This window comes from Stieleria magnilauensis (assembly GCA_007753675.1).
Classification (GTDB): Bacteria; Planctomycetota; Planctomycetia; order Pirellulales; family Pirellulaceae; genus Stieleria; species Stieleria magnilauensis.
In genome coordinates, this window is sequence record CP036432.1 from 33716 (window position 1) to 54458 (window position 20743).

Here is a 20743-nt window from a genome sequence, read left to right on the forward strand (position 1 = left end):
CCATCATGACGATCGCCCGAACCTCGCCGCCGGCAAAACTGAATCTGTTCCTGGAGATTCCGGCCCGCCGTGATGATGGGTACCACGAGATCGACACCGTCATGGCCGCGATCGACTGGCGCGACGAACTGGAGATCGAATCGATTCCCCAGCCGCGAATCGAATTGACGGCAGATTGGTTGCCCTCGGTCGAATCGGTTGCCGGCGAGTTGGGGTTGGACGCCGGCGCTGGCCGCGTGCCCGAGTTGCTGCGGATTCCGACCGACGACTCCAACCTCGTTGTCCGCGCCCTGGCGGCGTTTCGGGCCAGCTTTGGCGTCAAAACGGGCTTCCGGGTGCGACTGGGCAAACGGATTCCCGCCGGAGCCGGGATGGGCGGTGCCAGCAGTGACGCGGCCCACGCGATTGACTGTGCTGCCCAGATTCACCAATTTGACAACGTGTCAGAAGTGCTACACGGGATCGCGTCGTCGATCGGCAGCGATGTTCCGTTCTTTCTCGCGACGGCAGACAGCCAGTCGCCCATGGCTGCCCATGCGACCGGTCGCGGCGAATTGTTGTCACCGCTGAAGACCTGTCCATCGATACACTTTGTGGTGGCCTATCCCTCGACCAGCCTGTCGACAGCGGGCGTTTACGCACAGTTGAACGTCCCCCAGCAACCGGTTTCGTCCGCGTCTTTTTTGCAGGCGTTTCGGCGTGGTGATCGCGAGCGGATGGGCAAGGCGATGATGAATCGCCTGACCGAGCCGGCCTTGAAAATTCTGCCACAGCTGAACGAATTATTAGAATCACTGTGGCAATGCGGACTCCAACCGTGTCAACTAACCGGTAGCGGTTCGGCATGTTTTGGTCTTGCCAAGGATGCCGAACAGGCCAAGGAGATCGTGAAGCGTTTAGAGACCGAGTTGCAACCTGGTGTTTTGCTTCGAGTGGCGCAAACGGTTCCTGCTGCGACACCCATTGAAATCGAGCCGAGCTAGAACGCAGTCCAAAGCGAGGGAGTTCAGATCGTGGAGATAACGGAGATTCGAATCAAGTTAATGGAGTCGTCGGAAGACCGGCTGCGAGCCTTTTGTTCAATCACGATCGATGGCTGTTTCGTGGTCCGTGATTTGAAGATCATCGACGGTGCCAACGGACCGTTCGTGGCGATGCCGAGTCGCAAGTTGACCGGTCATTGCAATCGTTGTCACCACAAGAATCATTTGCGCGCCAGCTACTGTAACCATTGCGGAAACAAGCTTTCTTTCGACAGCGACGGCGCGCTCGACTCGCCGCAAAAGCTGTATGCCGACGTCGCCCATCCGATCAACAGCGAGTGCCGCGAACTGATTCAGGACGCGGTGATTCGCGAGTTCGAATCGGAATTGAGTCGTTGCCAACAACCCGGCTATCGTTCGCGATACGACGACGACTTTGCCGATGCCGGCGAAGACGTGGACACGGCGTTGATTGATCCGCCCCACGCCTCACCGGGTCCGTCCAAACAACGAACATCGAGCGAGCAGGAAGAGAAACGCGTCGGCGGCGACGATACCGCATTCGGTGCCGGGATTTTTTGATCGACGGCGGCCGACCACTTCAATGATCTTGAGTTTCCAGAACGGACTGGCCACGGCCAACGCGTTTCGCTAAAACGCGGTTGTTTCCCGCGCGGATCGACAATCATCCTCGACATTTCCGATTCGTCGACCGACCCATTTGACAGCATCGCCCACGACGGTGACCAAGGACGGCCCCGTGAACACGCCTTTCGTTCGAGTATTAAGACTGGCTTTTCGACGTCACTGGGCCATCGCCGGGATCGCTGTTTCCTCGCTGGCGATCGCGCTGTTGTGGAGTGCCAACATCAGTGCGGTGTTGCCGATCGTCGATGTCGTCTTCGCCGGAGACACGCTCTCGGAATACGTTCAGGAGTCGATTGAAAAAGCGGATCAGGCGGCCGAAACGTACACCGCCCAAATCGCCCAGATCGAGTCCGGCGCGGCGACCGGAGGGGATTCCATCGACGAACTCCGCGCGCAGGCGGCGCGTCAGACCAGCAAGTCTCATTGGTATCGCCAAGCCAAACCCTGGGTCGACGCGTACGCCCCGACAACTCCGTTTGGCACGTTGTTGGCCATTTTGACGTTCTTGGTCGTCGGCACGGCACTGAAATTGGTGGCGCTGACCGCCAACATGATGTGGGTGCAGTACGTCGGTGGACGGACGGCGATCGATTTGCGTGCGATCTTCTTTCGCAAGGCGCTCCGTTTGGATCTGGATGCCTTTGGCGAAAACGGCTCGGCCGATTTGACGGCGCGATTGACCAATGATGTCGCGCTGGTCACCGCGGGCGTGTCGACCTTGCTCGGCCGCATGATCCGCGAGCCGCTGAAGATGATGGCTTGTTTGATCGGCGCGGCCATCGTTTGTCACCGGCTGCTGTTCCTGGTGCTGATCGTCTCACCGATCCTGGCGGTGGTGATGCAACAACTCAGTCGCGCCATCCGACGGGCCAGCAAGCGGGCGATGGAAGAGATGAGCCAGTTGTACGGGATGCTCAATGATTCCTTCGCCGGGATTCGATTGGTCAAAGCGTCCAACACCCAGGCGTTCGAGCGCGCCCGACTGCGCCGCGGCACGTTCGCCTACTACCAGAAAACGATGAAGATGGCGTTCTACAACACGCTGGCTCGTGGGACGACGGAATTGATGGGCATGACCACGGTGTCCCTGGCGATCTTGGCCGGCGGCTACCTGGTGCTGAACAAACAGACGCATCTGTTCGGTTTGCAGATGACAACTGAACCGCTGGAGCAAGGCCAAGTCTTTCTGTTCTTTAGCTTCTTGATCGGTGCGTCGGATCCGGCTCGCAAGTTGGCCGACGTCTGGAGCGGATTACAACGCGGCATCGCGGCGGCGGTGCGTGTGATGGAAATCGTCGACATGCCCGTCCGGGTCGAAGAGCCGACCGTCGCCCGTTCGCCCCAGCGACCGCATGCGAACATTCGGTTCGCCGGCGTCGAATACCAATATCCCTCCGGCCCCAAGGTGCTCCGCGGCATCGATCTTGAGATCCCGCACGGCGAAACAATTGCCATCGTCGGCCCCAACGGTTGTGGCAAAAGCACGATGATCAGTCTGCTGTGTCGCTTCGACGACCCGCAAGGCGGACAGGTGCTGTTGGACGACGTGCCGATCGATCAAATGCGGACTCGCGATCTGCGCAAGCGGCTTGCGTTGGTGACCCAGCGGACGATCCTGTTCGACGACACGATCGAAAACAACATTCGCTACGGCAGCCCGGGTGCCGATTCGCACGATGTCGTACGGGCGGCCAAACTGGCCTTCGCCGACGATTTCATTCGCAAAAAGACGCCGGAGGGCTACAAAACGATCCTCGGGACCGGCGGGATGCGACTTTCCGGGGGACAGATGCAACGAATCGCCTTGGCCCGGGCGTTCTTGCGCAACCCCGATATTCTGATTCTCGACGAAGCGACCAGTCAGATTGACATGGAAAGCGAGCAGCTGATCCATCAGGCGCTCGAAAGGTTCCTGGTCGGGCGGACCGGGGTGATGATCACTCACCGGCCGAGCACGTTGGCGATGGCGCACCGCGTGGTCGTGATCGAACAGGGGCAGGTCGCCGCCAGCGGAAAACACGAGGAATTGATCGGTAAAAACCGGTTCTACCAGAGTTTGTGTGGAGCGGACCAACCGATCGCGGCGTGATGGCGGCGGACGCCCACGACGCCTCTATTCTCACCGAATGCGAACTTTCTCCATTGCGGGCGGCGGTGGCAGCGGTAGGATGGAATGATGATTAGCGACCGGTGATCCATTGCGATACCGGTCGATCGGTGACGCGTGTCGATCAAACCGACCACGCGAGCCCCCCCGCACCCATCTAATCGTCGGTGCGGTCAATGATCTAAAGAGCGTCAGCATCACTTGGATGAACGTCCTTGGGTGAGCCTCGGTGGAGGTGAGCCGGAATGTGAAAAAGCTGTGTCGAGAGCAATTGTTTTCTCGATGAGCGAAACGATAGCTGCGCGGTAAACATTTGGCGTTCTTGTTGGAACCCGTCTTGAGCATTGGGATGCCCTCCCAACTGCAACTTCTGGTCGGCGCTGCGCTGGTCGGGAGTGTGATCGCGATCGCGATGTTCTGGGTGCTCAGCAGATGCGGGGCGTACTGGATCCAAGCTTACATGTCCGGCGCGGACATCACGATGAAGAGCTTGATCGTGATGTATCTGCTGAAGCTGGATCTGCGGATGATGGTCACGGCAAAAATCATGTGCCGACAGGCCGGGTTGCGGGTCGATCGTCAGGGCGGCATCCGGACCGCGGACTTGCAAATTCACGCGCTTGCCGGCGGCGATGTCATGAATGTCGTTCAGGCGATCATCGTGGCGCACCGCGCCGGGATCGAGCTGGATTTTGATCGCGCCGCCGCGATTGATCTGGCCGGCCGCGACGTGCTTCACGCGGTGCAGACCAGTGTAACGCCGAAAGTCATTTATTGTCCCGAAGCCCGCGAGGGCCGACCGCTGCTGAGCGCGATCGCAAAGAACGGCGTCGAATTACTGGTCGGTGCACGGGTGACCGTCCGCACCAATCTGGATCAATTGATCGGTGGGGCGACCGAAGAAACGATTGTCGCCCGTGTCGGCCAAGCGATCGTCAGCGCGATCGGGTCGTCGGAGACGCACATGGACGTCTTGGAAATGCCGCTTCAGATTTCCGAGGCCGCCATGGCCCACGGACTCGATTCGAACACCGCATTCGCCATCGTCTCAATCGATATCGCAGACATCGACGTCGGCGAAAACATCGGCGCCCGGTTGCAACGCGACCAGGCCGATGCCGATGGTCGCATCGCCCGCGCCCGGGCCGAAGCACGCCGCGCCGACGCGGTGGCCCACACGCAACAGATGCTCGCCAAGGTCGCCGAGAATCGAGCCTACTTGGTCAACGCCGAGGCCCAGGTCCCGCAAGCGATGGCGGTGGCGTTTCGCAGCGGAAATCTGCGCGGGAAAGTCGTCCGTTCGATTCCTGGTGTGGATCGCAAAGAACCGCCACGAGGCAACGGCATCACCGATCGCAAAAACAGCCCAACCAAACCGGGCGATGCCAAACCGTCGCCGGCCAATCCCTTTCCCGGACCTCGGGAGGAACGCGACGGATGAAACGTTTCCTCCCCCTTCGGGATTTCCAATTCAATACCCGGTGCATTCATTCGGCGCAACTATTGATCCGATGCCGCTGGTATTTGTTACATCCGCTTCACCTAGGAGTGAACGATGGCCCTCGGTAATCGAATCCCAGACAAAACGCTGCTGAAGAACGTTCAAAGCCGCCTGTCCAAGAAATGTTCCAGTTCACCCAGAGTGAGCGGTGATGTGCGCAGCGGCGAAGTCACGCTCAACGGTACGATCAAAAACGAAGTCGAACGCAAGCAGATTCTCAGGGCGGTTTCGTCCGTCGAAGGAATCTCTCGCGTCATCGACCGGATTAAAGTCGAAGTACGACCGAAGACGGTTTAACGTCGGGTTCACTCGGCCGCAACGTCCTCGCCAGCCGGGGACGTGCATCACATTACTAGTTTAAGAGGAGTCGATCAAATTACGAAAAATCAAAACACCTTCGCCAAACGACAGCGCGAGATGGAAAAGAAACGTAAAGCGGAAGAGAAACGACAGCGCCGCAACGAACGCAAATCCGCCGTTCCCGAACTCGCACCCGACGCAACCGATGTCGTCGATCCCAACGATTCAGCCTCGTCATAAACTTCAAATCAATCAACGACTTCGCCCCTGTTGAAGGGCGGATACTCAAGATCACGTAAGCACCGGCGCCGCATCAACGCGGTGCGATCCTGTGAGCCGAGCACATTCGTGTCGGGTTCCGATTCGTGTGCTTTGACGCCGGTTCCGATGAACCGGCAACGTGATGCAACACCCACCGTGTCTCTGAGCTTGCGTGAACGTTTCTCGCAACGCATCGAGACACAACTGTTTTTTAACAATGGATACGGAAATGGAAAAAGGCAAGATTAAACGCGTGACCGACAAAGGTTTCGGATTCATCTCGACCGACGGAAGCAACAACGACATGTTCTTCCACAGTTCGTCTGTCGAAGGCGTCGAATTCAATGATCTTCGCGAAGGTCAAGAAGTGACGTACACCGTCGGACAAGGCCCCAAGGGACCTCGTGCCGAAAACGTTCAGTTGGTCGGACACTAACACGCGATCACGCGACGAAACTCGTGACGAGTTTCGACTCAACTGATGATTTCTTCAATCACGCGGCCGTAAACGTCGGTCAGGCGAAAGTCTCTGCCGGCGTGACGATACGTCAATTGCTCGTGATGAAGACCCAGCTGGTGCAGCAGTGTCGCATGCAGATCATGCATGTGGACCTTGTTCTGAATGCTGGCGAATCCGAACTCATCGGTTTGGCCGTAGGCCATCCCCGGACGAAAGCCGCCACCGGCGAGCCAGACGGTAAAACCGCCTGGGTTGTGGTCGCGGCCGGTGCCGTTGCTCTGTGAATACGGCGTTCGACCGAATTCTCCGCCCCACCAAACGATGGTGTCCTCCAACAGACCCCGTCGTTTGAGATCCGCCAGTAGCGCGGCAATCGGGCGATCCACCGCCTTGGCGTGTGTGGCATGTTTGGGCAGATTCGAGTGCTGGTCCCAGGCGGGGTTGGCCGAGTTGTCGCCGTAGTTGACTTGCACAAATCGTACGCCGGCCTCGCAAAGCCGTCGGGCCAACAGACACTTTCGGCCGTAGTCTTGGGTCGTGGGATCGTCGATTCCATACTCGGAAAGCGTCGTCGCCGATTCGCTGGACAAATCCAAAATGTCCGGAGCGACTTGCTGCATCCGCCAAGCGAGTTGGTAGGATTGCTGCATCGCTTCGAATTCACTGTTGCGAATCCCGCGTCGCTGGATCTGACGTCGGTTCAATCGATCGATCAATTCCAGTTGAGCTTTCTGACGCTCGATCGAAGCATCCTGGCGGACCAGGTTGTCGATCTCCAGATCGCTGCGGCCGGCTGTTCCGATCGGTGTCCCCTGGAATCGCGCGGGCAAGAACGCACTGCCATAATTTCGCGGCCCCCCGTTGCCGATCGAGGGTGCAATCGAAACAAATCCCGGCAACGCGGCGTTTTCTGTGCCCAACCCGTAATAGATCCAAGAACCGACCGAGGGACGGACGAAGTTGGTTGAGCCGCAATGCAGAAACAGCGTCGCCGGTCCGTGTGCGACGCCATCGGTATGCATCGAATGGATGAAGCACAGGTCGTCGACGTGACGCGCCGTCTCGGGGAACAGATCCGAAACGTAACGCCCGCACTGGCCGTAGGGTTTGAATTCCCATGGCGATTTCATCAGCCGTTGCTCGATGCCGCGCTGGCCGGATCGGGCGAATTCGCGGGCATCGTCAAACGGCATCTTCTTGCCGTCGTGGGTTTTCAGTGCCGGCTTATGGTCGAACGAGTCGACTTGGCTGACACCGCCTTGCATGAACAAAAAAATAATCCGTTTGGCGCGGGGCATCCAATGCGGACCCGGCGGCATCGCCGGGCCGGCCGAACATGACGCCGGCGCCGTGAGCGAGCTGGCGGCCATCGCGCCGCAGGCCAAGGCACCAAAACCGCAGGCCGACTGCTGCAGCATCATGCGTCGCGCGATCAGTTCCCCGTCGTGTGTCATGTCGTTATTCATTCCAAATACCGAAAGTCGATGGAGGCGAACAGGGATTGAATCAGGTCGGCGAGACGATCTTCACTCGGCGATGCGTTTTCACCACCGAGGTAGTCGAGACAGAATTGCAGTTCCTCCGCATCCGGCCGCCGACCGTAGCAGCAGAGGTAGAGTTGCTCGACAATTGATTTGGCTGCGACCGACTCGTCCTGACCGCCAGCGGACGCGTGCAGCCATCGCTTGCCGGCCTGCCGGGCGCGCTCGATGATCCAGGTGTGGTTCATCATGGCCAGCGACTGCGGTGCGACGGTGCTCTGCCCCCGCTGGCCCACCGAGACGCTGGAGTCGGCAAAGTCAAACAGCCCGAACAGCGGAGGCAGCGAATTGCGAAACACCGGCAAATAGAGACTGCGCCGTTTCAGGTCGTGTTTGTAATTGTAGTCCGACGACGTGCCCGGCCGGATCGTCGAGCCTCCGTAGCGATGTTCGATTTCGCCGCTGACGCACAACATCGCATCGCGAAGGGCTTCCACCGGAAGACGCTTGACGCTGGCCGATGCGTACAGTCGATTGTTCGGATCAACCGCGATCCGTGCGGGGTCTGCGGTGACGGCACGGCGATAGGTATCACTGCAGACGATCGTTCGAACCAGCGATTTGGTCGACCAGCCGTGTTCGATCAGCGTGCCGGCCAACGTATCCAACAGCTCAGGGTGCGATGGAGACTCGCCCGTCGTTCCAAAATTGTTCTCCGTCGCGACCAAGCCCTCGCCCATCAACCACGACCAAACGCGGTTGGCATACACCCGTGCCGTCAGCGGGTTGCTCGGATCGGCAATCCACTCGGCCAGTTCGACGCGACCGCTGCCGTCGGTGCCGATGCGGTCGGCGTAACGCTGCGCCGGTCCGATCGCGGTGAGAAAACCACGCCGGACGGTGTCGCCCAACTGATGCACGTTACCGCGAACACGGACCGCGATTTCCTCGCGCGGTTCACTCTCGGAAACCGTCAGATACTTGGGACGTCGATTCAGCTCGGATTGCAACTGCTTCAATTCGGCGGACAGTTCTTTGCGTCGTGCGGCGACCGCGGCCAGATCGACATCGTCGGCTTTCGCGTCGGCCGACGTCTTCGCCGCAGCCGGCTGACCGTCGATCGGCAAGAATTGAATCGCGTCGACGATGACACAACCGTCGGCGTTTTCGTTCGAGACGATGACGAACGATTGGCCTTCCTTTTCAAACGGAAAAACGCCCAATGAAATCCAAAGTCCGTCGATCGGCGGCCGGCGTCGTTGGTTCACGCGAACCTTGGTCGACTCGTTTGCGCTAAAGACCTTGACGATCGCGTTGGTGGCTCGATTGTCATGAGACGTGTACGACATGCGGACTTCGTAGCGTCCGGTGGGCAGGTCGACCGGGTCGAACGTGACCGACTTGCTGCCTTGTCCGGTCGTGCCGTCGTGCCGGTAGCCCGCACCGACATAGGGTTTGACAAATGTCGACTCGGTCCAGGCACCGACGTAACTCGCGTCGGCGTCGTCCATCACGACACCCGCCAGCGAGTCGACGGAAACCATGCGGGTGTCTTTGCCGGCGTTGCCTGTTTCTAGCGACTGCAACGTCTTCAATTCGGCCGCAACGACATCCGCGCGGGACTGGACCGCTCGATAGTGCGCTTCGTCGGACGGATCCAGCGGCAGCGGTTTTTCGATCCACTTGGACAGGTTGGCATGTTTCAACGGCGTGGTGGATCGCATGATCCCGGCTAACGCGTAATAGTCGCGTGTCGGGATCGGATCAAACTTGTGGTCGTGACAGCGGGCGCATCCGATCGTTTGCGCCAGGAAAGCGCGGCCGATCGTTTCGAGCTGCTCGTCGATGTGATCGAATTCGAGTTTCGTTTTGTCTTGGTCTTCCAAGTTCGAATTGCCTAGCGCCAAGAAACCGGTCGCAATCGCTCGCTGTTGGGTTTCGGTGATGTCATCGCAAGCCAACAGGTCGCCGGCGATCTGGTCGCGGATCATCTGATCAAAGGGTCGATCGTTGGCATACGACCAGATCAGGTAGTCGCGATACCGCCACGCTTCGGGAAGAATAAACCCGCGCAGCGTGATCGATTCGGCATAGCGCACCACATCCATCCAACGTCTTGCAAAGTGCTCGGCGAAGTGTGGGGATGCCAGCAATTGATCCACCAGCCGCTCGTAGGCCAGCGGAGAGGGGTCGGCCAAAAAGGCGTCAATGGTCTGCGGTGACGGCGGCAGCCCGTGCAGGTCGAACACCAGGCGTCGCACCAACGCTCTCGGCTCGGCCGGCGGAGCCGCGGTCAGTCCGTGTCGGGCCAGATTTCGGTCGATCAAGGCGTCGATCGAGGCACTGGAACGGGCGATCGGCCGATACGCCCAGTGTTCGTGGGCACGCTCGACGGGAAGCCCCGTTTGCCGTGTCGGTTCCCCGCCCGCTGGACTCGGTTGTCGGGGATCCACGGCACCGTTTTCGACCCATCGCCGAAACGCCGCGATCGTGGCGTCGTCGAGCTTCCCGTCCGGAGGCATTTCCAAGGCCGGATCTTCGTACGCGATCGCTTGGATCAAACGACTTGCCGCGGCGTCACCGGGAACAATCGCCGGACCGAGATCACCACCGGTCTGCCATCCGTCACGTGAATCCAGCACCAGTCCGCCGCTGGCCTCAGTCTCCGTCGAATGGCATTCCAGGCAGTGCTCGATCAATGCCGGTCGAATCTTGTTTTCGAACCACTGGATGTTTTCAGCGTCCGTTTCCAGTGGCAACGACGCATCTTGTCCGTTCTCGCCGGCCGCAACGCCGGGGCCGGCTTCCATCCACGCGACCGAGACGACGCACGCCATCACGACGCACCACAGGTTCGGCAGCGGACGGAGAAACAGGACAGTGAGAAACACGGCCAGGGGATGGCTAACGCGTCGCGGTGGATCTGGCATAGGTGGGAAAGTGCCAAGATTTGGAAGGGAGCGGACCTGAGAAAAAGGATCGCGGGGGAAGTCCAGTCTACTCGGAATCCACCAGTGGTGGCAAATCCGCACACCACGGCGGATCGCACGCGAGCCTCGTGCCTGGCCAACTCACACGACGACACGGCAACATTGCCGGTTTCGGTGAAGTTCCGTTCCCCGATGCCCTGCTGGCCCAAAACTTGCGAGCGAAACAAAGCGCGCCACAAGCGGACCGGTCCGAGACTGAAATTGATTGCGAGTGACGGTCGGAGTCCCAATTGCTGCACTTCGCGTGACCGTCGCACGGTCTGCTTTGTGACGCAGCCGCGCAACGGCTGTGCAATACCGCCCAACTTTTTTGAACTGGATGATCCCTGATGACAACCAAAACCAAGACCAATGTGCTCGATCTACTCGGTAGCGATGGGGAAGCGTTGCTGAGCCATCAATGCGAAACGATTCCCGCATCGCAATTGCATCTGCCGGGTCCCGATTTCGTCGACGAGGTCTGGGCGCACTCCGACCGCAGTCCCCGCGTGCTTTGCGCGATGCAGTCGTTGTTCAATCACGGTCGGCTGGCGCGGACGGGCTATCTGTCGATCTTGCCCGTCGATCAAGGCGTGGAACATTCCGGTGGTGCATCGTTTGCCCCCAATCCGATCTACTTTGATCCCGCCAACATCGCACAATTGGCCGTCGAAGCGGGTTGTAACGGAGTCGCATCGACGTTTGGTGTGCTCGGCGGGATCGCGCGAAAGTACGCACACCGCATCCCGATGATCTTGAAGCTCAACCACAACGAACTGATGACTTATCCGGCCACCTATGACCAGGTTCCCTTTGCCCGCGTCCGCGACGCTTGGAACATGGGATGTGTCGGTGTCGGAGCGACGGTCTATTTCGGTTCGCCGGAATCAACGCGACAGATCCGAGAGATTTCCGATGCCTTCGCCGAAGCTCACGAACTGGGCATGTTCACGATGCTGTGGTGCTACCTGCGCAACTCGGCATTCACCGTTGATGGCGTGAACTACGAAGCCTCGGCCGATTTGACCGGGCAAGCGAACCATTTGGGATCGACGATCAATGCCGATTTCATCAAACAGAAACAACCCACCAACAACGGCGGCTATCGGGCGCTCAACCAAGGCGGCAACAAATACGGCAAGTACGACGATCGGATCTATGAGGGGCTGTCCACCGACAATCCGATCGACCTGACCCGCTACCAGGTGCTCAACTGCTACATGGGACGCTGCGGCCTGATCAACTCCGGCGGAGGATCCGGTGCGAACGACTTCCAACAAGCCGTCCGCACCGCCGTCATCAACAAGCGTGCCGGTGGGATGGGATTGATCAGCGGTCGCAAGACATTCCAGCGTCCGATGGGCGAGGGCATCGAGTTGTTCAACGCCATTCAAGACGTCTACTTGGATCCCGACATTACCGTGGCGTAAATCGCGCGACGTGCCGTGGTTGGGGCGTCGAGCGTAGCCGGCGGGTCTGGCGGCGTTTCAGTCAGCCAGCGCGGACTCGATCACTTCGGCGACGTGCTCACCGAGCAGCTTCGACCCTTCGGCGGTGTAATGGACGTTGGCGGGCCGTTGGTGTTGTTTGACCGATTCGGCGAAGGCAAAGAACGGATCGGTCTGGATCCCGCCGACTTTGGCGATCGCTTTTGCCGCAGCGGCGTTGTACTTGACCGAGTCACCGACGACGCGTCCTGCGGCGCCCTCGGGAACAGGCGTCGTCTCCCGCCAAATGACGAGTTTGGCCTGTTGCTTGATGCGGCGGGCCAGCGTTTCGATATTGGACTGGTACTCGTCGATCGGCACCTGTCGGTGCGAACCCTCGGCTTTGGGGTCGGCCAGATTCTGACCTTTCGGCCCCATGTACTTCAGGTCGTGCAGTCCGAAATTCCAATGAACGACATCCCACTTGCGATCGCCGAGCCATTGATCGATCTGATCTAATCCACGCGTGGTGGGCCCGCAGTTGGTCGGCGGTCGAAACACATTGGCCTTGCCTTGCATCGCCGCCCGCGCGGCGACCATGTAGCCGATGGAGATCGAGTCGCCGATCAGCAGCACATTGGGAAGCTTGGGATTGACTTCCGGGGGTTGGAAGGCCGGATTGACCTTCTTGGGGGCCGGCGTTTTGGCAGCGTCTTGGGCGGGGACCGAAACGACGTGAGCGAGCGCAACGATCAGGCAGAGTCCGAGTCGGATCATGGTCATCGGGTTCCATGGCATGGGGATTGGATTTCAATTCCCCTCATGATATTTGCCCGATGCCGGCCCGTGCCTCCGTCTCGGACCCACGGACCGCACTTTTGCCGTATTTGTCGACGCCGGCGACGTCTTATTTGCCGCCCTTTTTGGACACGTTGCGAACGGCGAAGGGATTCTGTTGCGGGCGGCCGATCCGTTGTTCACCTTCCATCGTTTCTTTGCTGATGACGACCGACGCGATCGGCAATCCGTACTTGTCTTCGAGAATGTATTGAATCGCGAAGTCATCCTGCTCCAGAATTTGGATGACTTGCTCTGGCACGTTACAGTCGTCCAAATCAAGTTTTTCGATGTTCTCTCGCATCGCTTCTTCGATTTTGACATTCCCAATTCGTCGAAGCTGTGCGGTCAATTCGTCACTGACGGTGTACCAACCGTTGAGCGTTCCGCCGTAGTCCATCGTGATTTTGGTCAACGTGAAATTCTCGTCCAAGCGGTGAGGAAGGTCTTTCTCACTCTCCTTGATCATTCGTTTGATCTCCGCTTTGCTCAGTTTGTTGTCGCCGGACTTCTTGTTGAACAAGGATTCGACGTAGCTGCACCCTGACGAAGCGACAAGGACGAGGGACAGGACGGCGGTGGTGAGTCGAGAATTGAATTGCATCGTTAAACCTTCCAAGTGAGTTCATCCACTGACAATTTGAGTTCGATTCCATCGTCTGAGACTACGGCGCAGTTGGATTGCAGAACCCATCGAGTCGTGCTCGGACACTGAAACAGGGTGTGCCGGCAGGGTTTGGCTCATGCTGACCGTTACGACCGTGACAGGCACACCCGGATCGGCCGACGATGAGATTTCGTTGCCACACAATTTTGCTTCACCAGCTTTCTGACATACGGTCCAGGTAGAGAACGTGTCCGTGACGACGCGTTTCTGAAACCCCGATCATCGCTGCGAGAGCAGAGTCGATCGGACACGGTTTCGGACGGTGGCTGGCTCCACTTTTTCGGTGCCGGTGCTGCTTCTCTTCCGGGTTCCTTTTCACGTTGAAACGGCCCATTAAGTCATCAATGGATGTCTTCGATCTTCGAAGGCTCCCCACATATGAGATTGAAAAATGAAAAAGTTCGCTAATAGCATCGTTGAGTTCTTGAAGGAAGAAGATGGCCCCACCGCAGTGGAGTACGCTGTGATGTTGGCCTTGATCGTCGTCGTTTGCTTGGCCGCTGTCGGCACGATCGGCACCGAGTCGAACAAGAAGTTCCAAGAAGTTGGATCTGCAATCGCCGCTAACTAAGCGGACGATCGTTGCCCGAAGCGAGATCGCTTCAGCGGCACAGCCCAAACACGTCCCGGCGTCACCTATCAGCGGCGCCGGGGCGTTTTTTGTTGCGCCGCATGACAAAACGGGCCGACCACTGATTGTCCGATGGTTTCTTGCTACCGGTTTCGCAACGGTAGGAGTTCGCCGAACGGCGACAGCGGCCTGTCGAGTTAATTGAGAATGCGAAACGAATCGTGATCCGCTGGCCGTGAGGCCTCGGGCGTTGCGCTGGGCCCGGCCGCTCACGCGTCGCCGCTCACGCGTCGCGGCTCACTCAAGCAACAGGTCGCGAGCCCAATAGGGCTTAATCGACAAGGTGCGGTCGATCATCATTTGATGTCAGCAAGTTCATGCCCGCGCAAACGGCGTCTTCATCGTCCGAGGGTGCTGAGCCAGAGGCGATCCCGCTGCAGGGGGCAAAGCTTGGTTTATCTGTTACATCCAGACCAACGTCACCCTTTGCCGATGCAGAATGCCTTGTCTAACTGCAGTTTTTTGACTCGTCAGATTCCTGACATAGGTTTCTGTTGAGAGCGGGTCACGATGATCTGCTGCCGAGGGTTCGACCAATCGACGGTCACCAGAACGCTCGGACGGCCTGGCTCCCCAGAGAAAGGCAAACCGCATCGAAAGGGCGGGGCGCAAAGCTACGGGTCCGTGGGCAAAGCAACTCGCTTTGCTCGAAGGATAGCCGAGCTGCCAAGGGAACAGTCGAGATCGTGTTTCAGATGCGATCCCGATTGCCTAGGCAAGTCTTTTGGAGACGTGGCTGCTTCTTTTCCGGGATCCTATTCACGTTGAATCGGACCAGTAAGTCATCGTCGGGAGTCATCGCAAATGACATCCCACCGAGGAGTTTGAATAATGAAAAAGTTCGCTAATAGCATCGTTGAGTTCTTGAAGGAAGAAGATGGCCCGACCGCAGTGGAATACGCTGTGATGTTGGCCCTGATCGTCGTCGTTTGCTTGGCTGCAGTCGGCACGATCGGTACCGAGTCGAACAAGAAGTTCCAAGAAGTCGGTACGGCAATCGCTGCCAACTGAGTCGGTGTTGGCGAAGTTCTCGCTCAGAAGTTTCGCCGACAACCACCCCGAGAGATTCTCGACGATTGGCCGGTGTTTGGCTTAGTCGCATTCACATCGGTCACGTCGAGTCTCTTTTTTTGCGCCCATCCGTCTCGGGCGACCACGGAATCCACCATGAACTATCCACTCCTTCCCACTGATGCGGCAGAGCACGTTTGGCAGCTTTCGTGCTGCTTTATCACGTTGCTCTTTGCGATGTTCAGTTGGATGTTGGGACCACGCTGAATCCTCGCGTGATCCACTCGCCGCATGCCGCAGGTCGGCATGCTCCCACTCCTGCCTACTACGCTGCGGCCGGCGTCTCATCCGATTCCGCCGCGCCTTGACTCGACCACCAACACACCTTTCTAGAGAATCGTCACGGGGAACTAAGCCATGGAAACCATCCTCCAGGGTCTGACAGAGAATTGGGCCGTCTGGTTTGTTACGGTCGTCTTGATCGTTGCCGCGGTCATCGACGGAGCCATTTTGAAGGTTCCCAACTGGCTGACCTTTCCATTCATCATCTGCGGTTGGGTTCACTGCACCATCCAGGGCGGCATGGCCGGACTGGGATGGAGCCTGTTGGGCACATTTGTCGGAATGATGTTGTTGCTCGTTCTGCGAAATGTCGGCGGAATGGGCGGCGGCGATGTGAAACTGCTCGCCGGCGTCGGTGCCTGGCTCGGAACCGTGGTGACGCTCTACGCGTTTGCCGCGACCGCAATCGTGGGCGGCATCATGGCCGTGTTCATGATCTGGAAGAGCGGGAACTGGACCAAACACTACGCGATGGCGCTGCAAATTTTGGAAGAATGGAAGACGGTGAAGAAGCCTTCGGAGCTTTCCAAGATCGCCCGCGAGCGAAAACCGACCATGTATTTGCTGCCATACGGAATACCGATGGCAATCGGATCGATTCTCTATTTTGCCTACGCCGGAATGCTTATCTGAACGGAAGGTCAGACGTCTGTTTTTGGACACCAGGAAATCCACCTGAATGAGGGTGGATTCCCTCCACAAGACCTACTGTTTTTGGGAATTTATCCTAGTTAGCTCATTCTTGGCGACTAGAGAAAGCAACCCTATTACACCAGCCCTACGCCTGCGGCTTGCGCGGTTGCAGGCAGGGGCTGGTTGTAACCGAGTGAAGTGAGTGGGTCGACAGCCTCCTCCCAGCTCAGTCCTCCACACCCGAAACGTAATCATCTGGTCTGGTACCAGCACACGCCATGCGAAACAAATCACTTTTCTTGCTACTTGCCGGCATCTGCGGCACCGTTGCGGCCGTCGGAGTCGGACAGTGGATGCAGGCACAAAACGGCACCCCCACCGAGATGGCGGAGATCTTGGTCACCACGGTTTCCATCAATCCCGAAGAACAAATCACGGCCGAGAAGCTACGGCTTGAACAGTGGCCGGCCGATCGGATCCCCAAAGGTGCCTCGGCGGAGCTGAGTCAGTTTGAGGGACGATTCGCCAAGGTCCCGCTGTTCGCCGGCGAGCCGATGTTGGACCTGAAATTAATGAACGAAGTCGAAGACAAGGTGGTGCCGAAAGGCTACGCCGTGGTCTCGTTGCCGGCCGGTCGCGACGGAACGGTCAACCTGGTCAGTCCGGGCGACCGCGTCGATATCCGCGGCTTCTTCACCAAGGGCGAGATGTTTGCTCGTGACATGGCCTTGGATGTGTTGACGGGCATCAAGGTTTATGGAATCGATGGGATCACCAAGTTTGATCCGGACCAACCACGCACACGATCCGCTCGCGACATCCAACTGCTGATTCGCAAGGCCGACGTCGAAGCCTTTGACTTTGCCAAGAAACTCGGCGAGATCTCATTGTCGCTGGGCAGCCCGACGGCCGATGACGAAAGCATTCCCGAAGGGGAACCGAGCGAAGCGGCCCGCAAGTTCTTGCGAGATCTACAGGACCGTCGTGACGAACAAGAGCGGCTGCGAAAGCTTGCCGCGGAAGAAAAACCCGTAGAAGTAGAACAGGCGGAAGCCGAGCCCAAGAAAGCCACCTTCCGCACTACAAAAATCATCAACGGAAGAATGATTGTTTACGAATGGGTGGAAGGGGAGCCGTTGCCGCGTGTCGTCGGAGACACTGGAGCGCTTGACCTGGCCACCACGGATGAATCGGCCGAGCAATCCGCCGACCAAAACAAACCGACTTCCGACGATTATCTACGAGGCGCCGACAGCCCCTTCTTTCAGCCCGAGGGCGGAGAAGAGTCTGACGAGTGAACCCTCGATAGATGAACAAAGTAAATCAAGACTCGCCGTTGTAGGAAAGATCTGGCTTCAGACTCTGAAACCAGACGGACCGAAACGGCGAGCGTGACCCGTCCCCTTTTTTATCCCGACGTTACTCGCAACGAACTGATGTATGTCGATGGTGAAAGTCATCGGCATCATGTTTCGGAAGGATCCGAGACGAAGGTTCTGCAAGGATGCACCTGCGATGCAAATGTTCCGAAATGCGGTCCGCCCAGCCGCGCTAAAGTTGATCGCCCTTTTCTCGGTGGCGTGTCTCGCGACTCATGCCGGCGCGCAAGACGTCGACGACACTCAACTGACTTCTGCCGCTGCGACAGCCGGCGCCGCCAACCACACGATCACACGTGCGGTTGAACGGATGCAAATGCTGGTCAAGTCGAGCAGCATTCTGACCTTGGAGGCGAAGATTCCGCGGTTCCAAGTGCACAATGAAGAAGTGCTCGGGGCCACACCGATTTCGCAGAATCAGTTGCAGGTGTTCGCCAAGACCCCCGGGACCACGCAAATCAACTTGTGGGACACCGAAGACAAGCAATACACCGTGGACATCACGGTGATCGCCGACGCCCGCGAGATCGAAGGCATCTTGTCGTCCCAGTTGCCGCTGGCGACGCTGAAGGTGATGCCGGTCAATGCCTCGGCGATCGTCTCCGGTTATGTCACCAGCGTAGACGATGTCGATCGGGCGATTGCGATCGTGGAACAATACTATCCGACCGTCGTCAACAACATTCGCGTGGTGGGCGTCCAGCAGGTGTTGTTGCACACCCGGATCATGGAGGTCTCTCGGACCAAGCTTCGCGAGCTCGGCGTCGACTGGGACTGGGCGGGGGATACGCGTTCCTTCACAAGTTATCCGGCCGCGATCAGCGCGTCCGACGCGACGAACATTTTTCAAGGTGAAGAATTCAATGCCTTCATCTCCGCTCTCCGTCAGCAGGATTTGGTCAAGTACCTGGCCGAGCCCACGGTGATCGCAACGCACGGTCGTCCGGCACGCTTCACCGTCGGCGGTCGAATCCCGTTTATCGTGCCGTCTGGACAAGGCCAAGTCACGGTCAGCTACGAGGAGTACGGAACGTCGGTTGACTTCTTGCCGTTCGTCGTCGGACCCGGTCGGATTCGATTGGAAGTCCGTCCGGAAGTCAAAGAACCGGACGAATCGCGTTCGCTCGTCATCGCCGGTGCAAACGTGATCGCGTTCAGTCAGCGATACGTCGAAACCGCCGTGGAACTGCAAGCCGGCCAGACGTTTGCGATCGCCGGATTGCTGCAGAGCCGCACCGAAGCGACCACGCGGGCCACGCCCTTGCTCGGAGAGCTGCCGGTCATCGGCACGTTCTTCCGTAGCGTCCGCGAACAACGCAATGACATCGAACTGTTGATCACGGTGACTCCCGAACTGGTCGACGCGATGGATCCCTACCAAGTGCCGCGAGGCGGACCGGGCCTCAACAGCATGTCGCCCAGCGACCGCGACCTGTACATGAACGGCCACATCGAAGTCCCCAACCTGTTGGGCGGCGACGGTTGTTCGATGAACAGCGGACCGGGTGTATCGGGCAACGCCTCGATGATCCACAGCAACGTGATGCAAAACGGTGCCATGATGGCCCACGGAAGTCTGCTTTCACCGGGCGTGGGATTGCCACCCGGTGCGACGTTGGACCGTGGATCGGCACTGCCGCCGGGAGCGATCCTTCCGGGTAGCGAACCGACCGTCGTCGGTGAGGGTGTCATCATCAGCACGCCTGACGAGTATTGAGGTCTGGGATGCTGGCCAGGGGCATATGGTTGTCGGCCACCCCACCGACAATGCCTGCGATCGACGGCAACGTGGCCGTCGAAGGGTGGCAAGAACGGAATTGAAATGAGCGATCGGATACATCTGCAATGACAAACGTGCTACGAATCGCATTGGTCGACCCCAATGATGACACGCGTGATTCACTCAAGTCGATGCTCTTGGGCATGGACACCGTGTGGCTGGAAGCCGATTGCTCGCGGTACGAATTCTTTCCCGATGTGATCGAGCAAACCGCTCCCGACGTGGGCGTCATCTCGCTGGACAACGACACGGAGAAATCAATTCGGCTGGTCGAACGACTCGCCAGCGACGCGCCCGACACGGTGATTCTGGCGGCCAGCGAAAGCACCGACGGCCACCTGATTCTGCAAACGATTCGCGCCGGGGCGCGGGAATTCCTGACCCTGCCGATGTCTCACGAGGACCTTGCCGCTGCGCTGACGCGGGTCAGTCAACACAAATTCGGAACCAGCGAGGGCGGCGCCCGGGGATGCGAAGTCGTCGCCATCGCCGGAGCAACCGGCGGCGTCGGGACCACTAGCGCCGCGGTCAACTTGGGCTGCATCTTTGCCGCCGACAACCGAAACAGTGTCGCCCTGTTGGACCTTGACCTGGCACTCGGCGATGCCGACGTCTTTCTCGATGCGATCCCCGACTATACGCTTGCCGACGTCGTTCAAAACGTCTCGCGGTTGGACATCCAATTGCTCAAGCAATCGTTGACCAAGCACAGCAGCGGGCTGTACCTGTTGCCCCGCCCGGTCGAACTGCACGACACCCTGGGGATCACCGACGAGAGTCTGCGAAAAGTCATCGGGCTGTTGAAAGCTTCGTTTACCCACCTGGTGATCGATCTCTCCAAGACCTACAGCGCGGTCGACATGGCGGCCATCGAAGCGGCTTCCAAGGTGTTGCTGATCACCCAATTGGATCTTCCCTGTCTGCGCAATGTCGTGCGTTTGATGATGAGCTTTGAAGAGATCGAGGGGCTGCAGAGCAAGATCGAAATCGTGGTCAATCGCGCGGGGTTGGAATCGGGTCAGATCAGCTTGAAAAAGGCCAAGGAAACACTCGGTCGCGATATCTATGCGCTCCTGCCCAACGATTATCGCACGATGGTGGAAGTCCGTAACAACGGCGTGCCACTGATCAACCAGGCGCCCAAAGCACCGATCACCCAAGCGCTCCGCGACCTGGCCGCCAAACTCCAAGGCAAAGAAACCTCGGCCGAGACCGGCGAAAGCAGCAAGTCGAGCGAGAGCAAGTGGAAAATGTTCTGGCCCGGCGCCAAGTCATGACGTCATCCGCCTGATCTTGAGGTCTCATCAATGCCAGGGCGACCGTGTC

General features: G+C 58.6%; 18 protein-coding genes and 1 riboswitch. Of the genes, 14 read left to right on the plus strand and 4 right to left on the minus strand.

What is annotated here, in order from left to right; translation table 11 throughout:
• Positions 1 to 5 precede the first annotated feature (5 nt).
• The 7 genes from TBK1r_RS00130 (at position 6) to TBK1r_RS00155 (ending at position 6236) form a co-directional block, all read left to right on the plus strand.
• A complete protein-coding gene (locus tag TBK1r_RS00130; protein WP_145206965.1) occupies positions 6 to 983 on the plus strand; it encodes a 4-(cytidine 5'-diphospho)-2-C-methyl-D-erythritol kinase in 978 nt (325 codons plus the stop codon).
• A gap of 30 nt (positions 984 to 1013) precedes the next feature.
• Positions 1014 to 1565 carry a SpoVG family protein gene (locus TBK1r_RS00135; RefSeq protein ID WP_145206966.1) on the plus strand — a complete coding sequence of 184 codons (552 nt, stop codon included), beginning with the start codon at positions 1014 to 1016 and terminating at the stop codon, positions 1563 to 1565.
• Between the two features lie 178 nt (positions 1566 to 1743).
• On the plus strand, positions 1744 to 3720 hold the full coding sequence (locus TBK1r_RS00140) for an ABC transporter ATP-binding protein (RefSeq protein WP_145206967.1): 1977 nt from the start codon (positions 1744 to 1746) through the stop codon (positions 3718 to 3720).
• 367 nt (positions 3721 to 4087) lie between these two features.
• Positions 4088 to 5179: a flotillin-like FloA family protein gene (locus TBK1r_RS00145; protein WP_145206968.1), complete on the plus strand. Its 1092-nt coding sequence runs from the start codon at positions 4088 to 4090 to the stop codon at positions 5177 to 5179.
• A gap of 114 nt (positions 5180 to 5293) precedes the next feature.
• A complete protein-coding gene (locus TBK1r_RS00150) occupies positions 5294 to 5536 on the plus strand; it encodes a BON domain-containing protein (RefSeq protein WP_145206969.1) in 243 nt (80 codons plus the stop codon).
• 120 nt (positions 5537 to 5656) lie between these two features.
• Positions 5657 to 5779 carry a hypothetical protein gene (locus TBK1r_RS38060; protein WP_372894983.1) on the plus strand — a complete coding sequence of 41 codons (123 nt, stop codon included), beginning with the start codon at positions 5657 to 5659 and terminating at the stop codon, positions 5777 to 5779.
• Between the two features lie 238 nt (positions 5780 to 6017).
• Positions 6018 to 6236, plus strand: coding sequence for a cold-shock protein (locus TBK1r_RS00155; protein ID WP_315860534.1), 219 nt, complete (start codon positions 6018 to 6020; stop codon positions 6234 to 6236).
• A 38-nt stretch (positions 6237 to 6274) separates the two neighbouring features.
• Here TBK1r_RS00155 and TBK1r_RS00160 read toward each other — a convergent pair whose 3' ends face one another.
• Together TBK1r_RS00160 and TBK1r_RS00165 are read right to left on the minus strand one after the other, a co-directional pair.
• Positions 6275 to 7726 carry a DUF1501 domain-containing protein gene (locus TBK1r_RS00160; protein ID WP_419580800.1) on the minus strand — a complete coding sequence of 484 codons (1452 nt, stop codon included), beginning with the start codon at positions 7724 to 7726 and terminating at the stop codon, positions 6275 to 6277.
• Complete coding sequence (locus tag TBK1r_RS00165) at positions 7723 to 10671, minus strand: DUF1553 domain-containing protein (protein WP_145206970.1); 2949 nt, start codon at positions 10669 to 10671, stop codon at positions 7723 to 7725. Before TBK1r_RS00165 ends, TBK1r_RS00160 begins: the two co-directional genes overlap by 4 nt.
• A gap of 389 nt (positions 10672 to 11060) precedes the next feature.
• On the opposite strand from TBK1r_RS00165, the gene TBK1r_RS00170 reads away from it, so the two are divergent.
• Positions 11061 to 12140: a class I fructose-bisphosphate aldolase gene (locus TBK1r_RS00170; protein WP_145206971.1), complete on the plus strand. Its 1080-nt coding sequence runs from the start codon at positions 11061 to 11063 to the stop codon at positions 12138 to 12140.
• Between the two features lie 57 nt (positions 12141 to 12197).
• Here TBK1r_RS00170 and TBK1r_RS00175 read toward each other — a convergent pair whose 3' ends face one another.
• Both TBK1r_RS00175 and TBK1r_RS00180 read right to left on the minus strand, forming a co-directional pair.
• Positions 12198 to 12920: an SGNH/GDSL hydrolase family protein gene (locus TBK1r_RS00175; protein WP_145206972.1), complete on the minus strand. Its 723-nt coding sequence runs from the start codon at positions 12918 to 12920 to the stop codon at positions 12198 to 12200.
• 124 nt (positions 12921 to 13044) lie between these two features.
• Positions 13045 to 13578 carry a hypothetical protein gene (locus TBK1r_RS00180; protein ID WP_145206973.1) on the minus strand — a complete coding sequence of 178 codons (534 nt, stop codon included), beginning with the start codon at positions 13576 to 13578 and terminating at the stop codon, positions 13045 to 13047.
• A 454-nt stretch (positions 13579 to 14032) separates the two neighbouring features.
• On the opposite strand from TBK1r_RS00180, the gene TBK1r_RS00185 reads away from it, so the two are divergent.
• The 6 genes from TBK1r_RS00185 (at position 14033) to TBK1r_RS00210 (ending at position 20694) form a co-directional block, all read left to right on the plus strand.
• The gene (locus tag TBK1r_RS00185) at positions 14033 to 14212 is read left to right on the plus strand and encodes a Flp family type IVb pilin (RefSeq protein ID WP_145206974.1); all 180 of its coding nucleotides are present in this window, start codon (positions 14033 to 14035) and stop codon (positions 14210 to 14212) included.
• A 632-nt stretch (positions 14213 to 14844) separates the two neighbouring features.
• Positions 14845 to 14943: riboswitch (cyclic di-GMP riboswitch) on the plus strand.
• Positions 14944 to 15103: 160 nt separating this feature from the next.
• Positions 15104 to 15283, plus strand: coding sequence for a Flp family type IVb pilin (locus tag TBK1r_RS00190; RefSeq protein ID WP_095736645.1), 180 nt, complete (start codon positions 15104 to 15106; stop codon positions 15281 to 15283).
• A gap of 417 nt (positions 15284 to 15700) precedes the next feature.
• The gene (locus tag TBK1r_RS00195) at positions 15701 to 16258 is read left to right on the plus strand and encodes an A24 family peptidase (RefSeq protein WP_145206975.1); all 558 of its coding nucleotides are present in this window, start codon (positions 15701 to 15703) and stop codon (positions 16256 to 16258) included.
• Positions 16259 to 16536: 278 nt separating this feature from the next.
• The gene (gene cpaB / locus TBK1r_RS00200; RefSeq protein ID WP_145206976.1) at positions 16537 to 17556 is read left to right on the plus strand and encodes a Flp pilus assembly protein CpaB; all 1020 of its coding nucleotides are present in this window, start codon (positions 16537 to 16539) and stop codon (positions 17554 to 17556) included.
• A gap of 217 nt (positions 17557 to 17773) precedes the next feature.
• A complete protein-coding gene (locus tag TBK1r_RS00205) occupies positions 17774 to 19354 on the plus strand; it encodes a type II and III secretion system protein family protein (RefSeq protein ID WP_145206977.1) in 1581 nt (526 codons plus the stop codon).
• 128 nt (positions 19355 to 19482) lie between these two features.
• Complete coding sequence (locus TBK1r_RS00210; protein ID WP_145206978.1) at positions 19483 to 20694, plus strand: nucleotide-binding protein; 1212 nt, start codon at positions 19483 to 19485, stop codon at positions 20692 to 20694.
• The last annotated feature ends 49 nt before the right edge of the window (positions 20695 to 20743 follow it).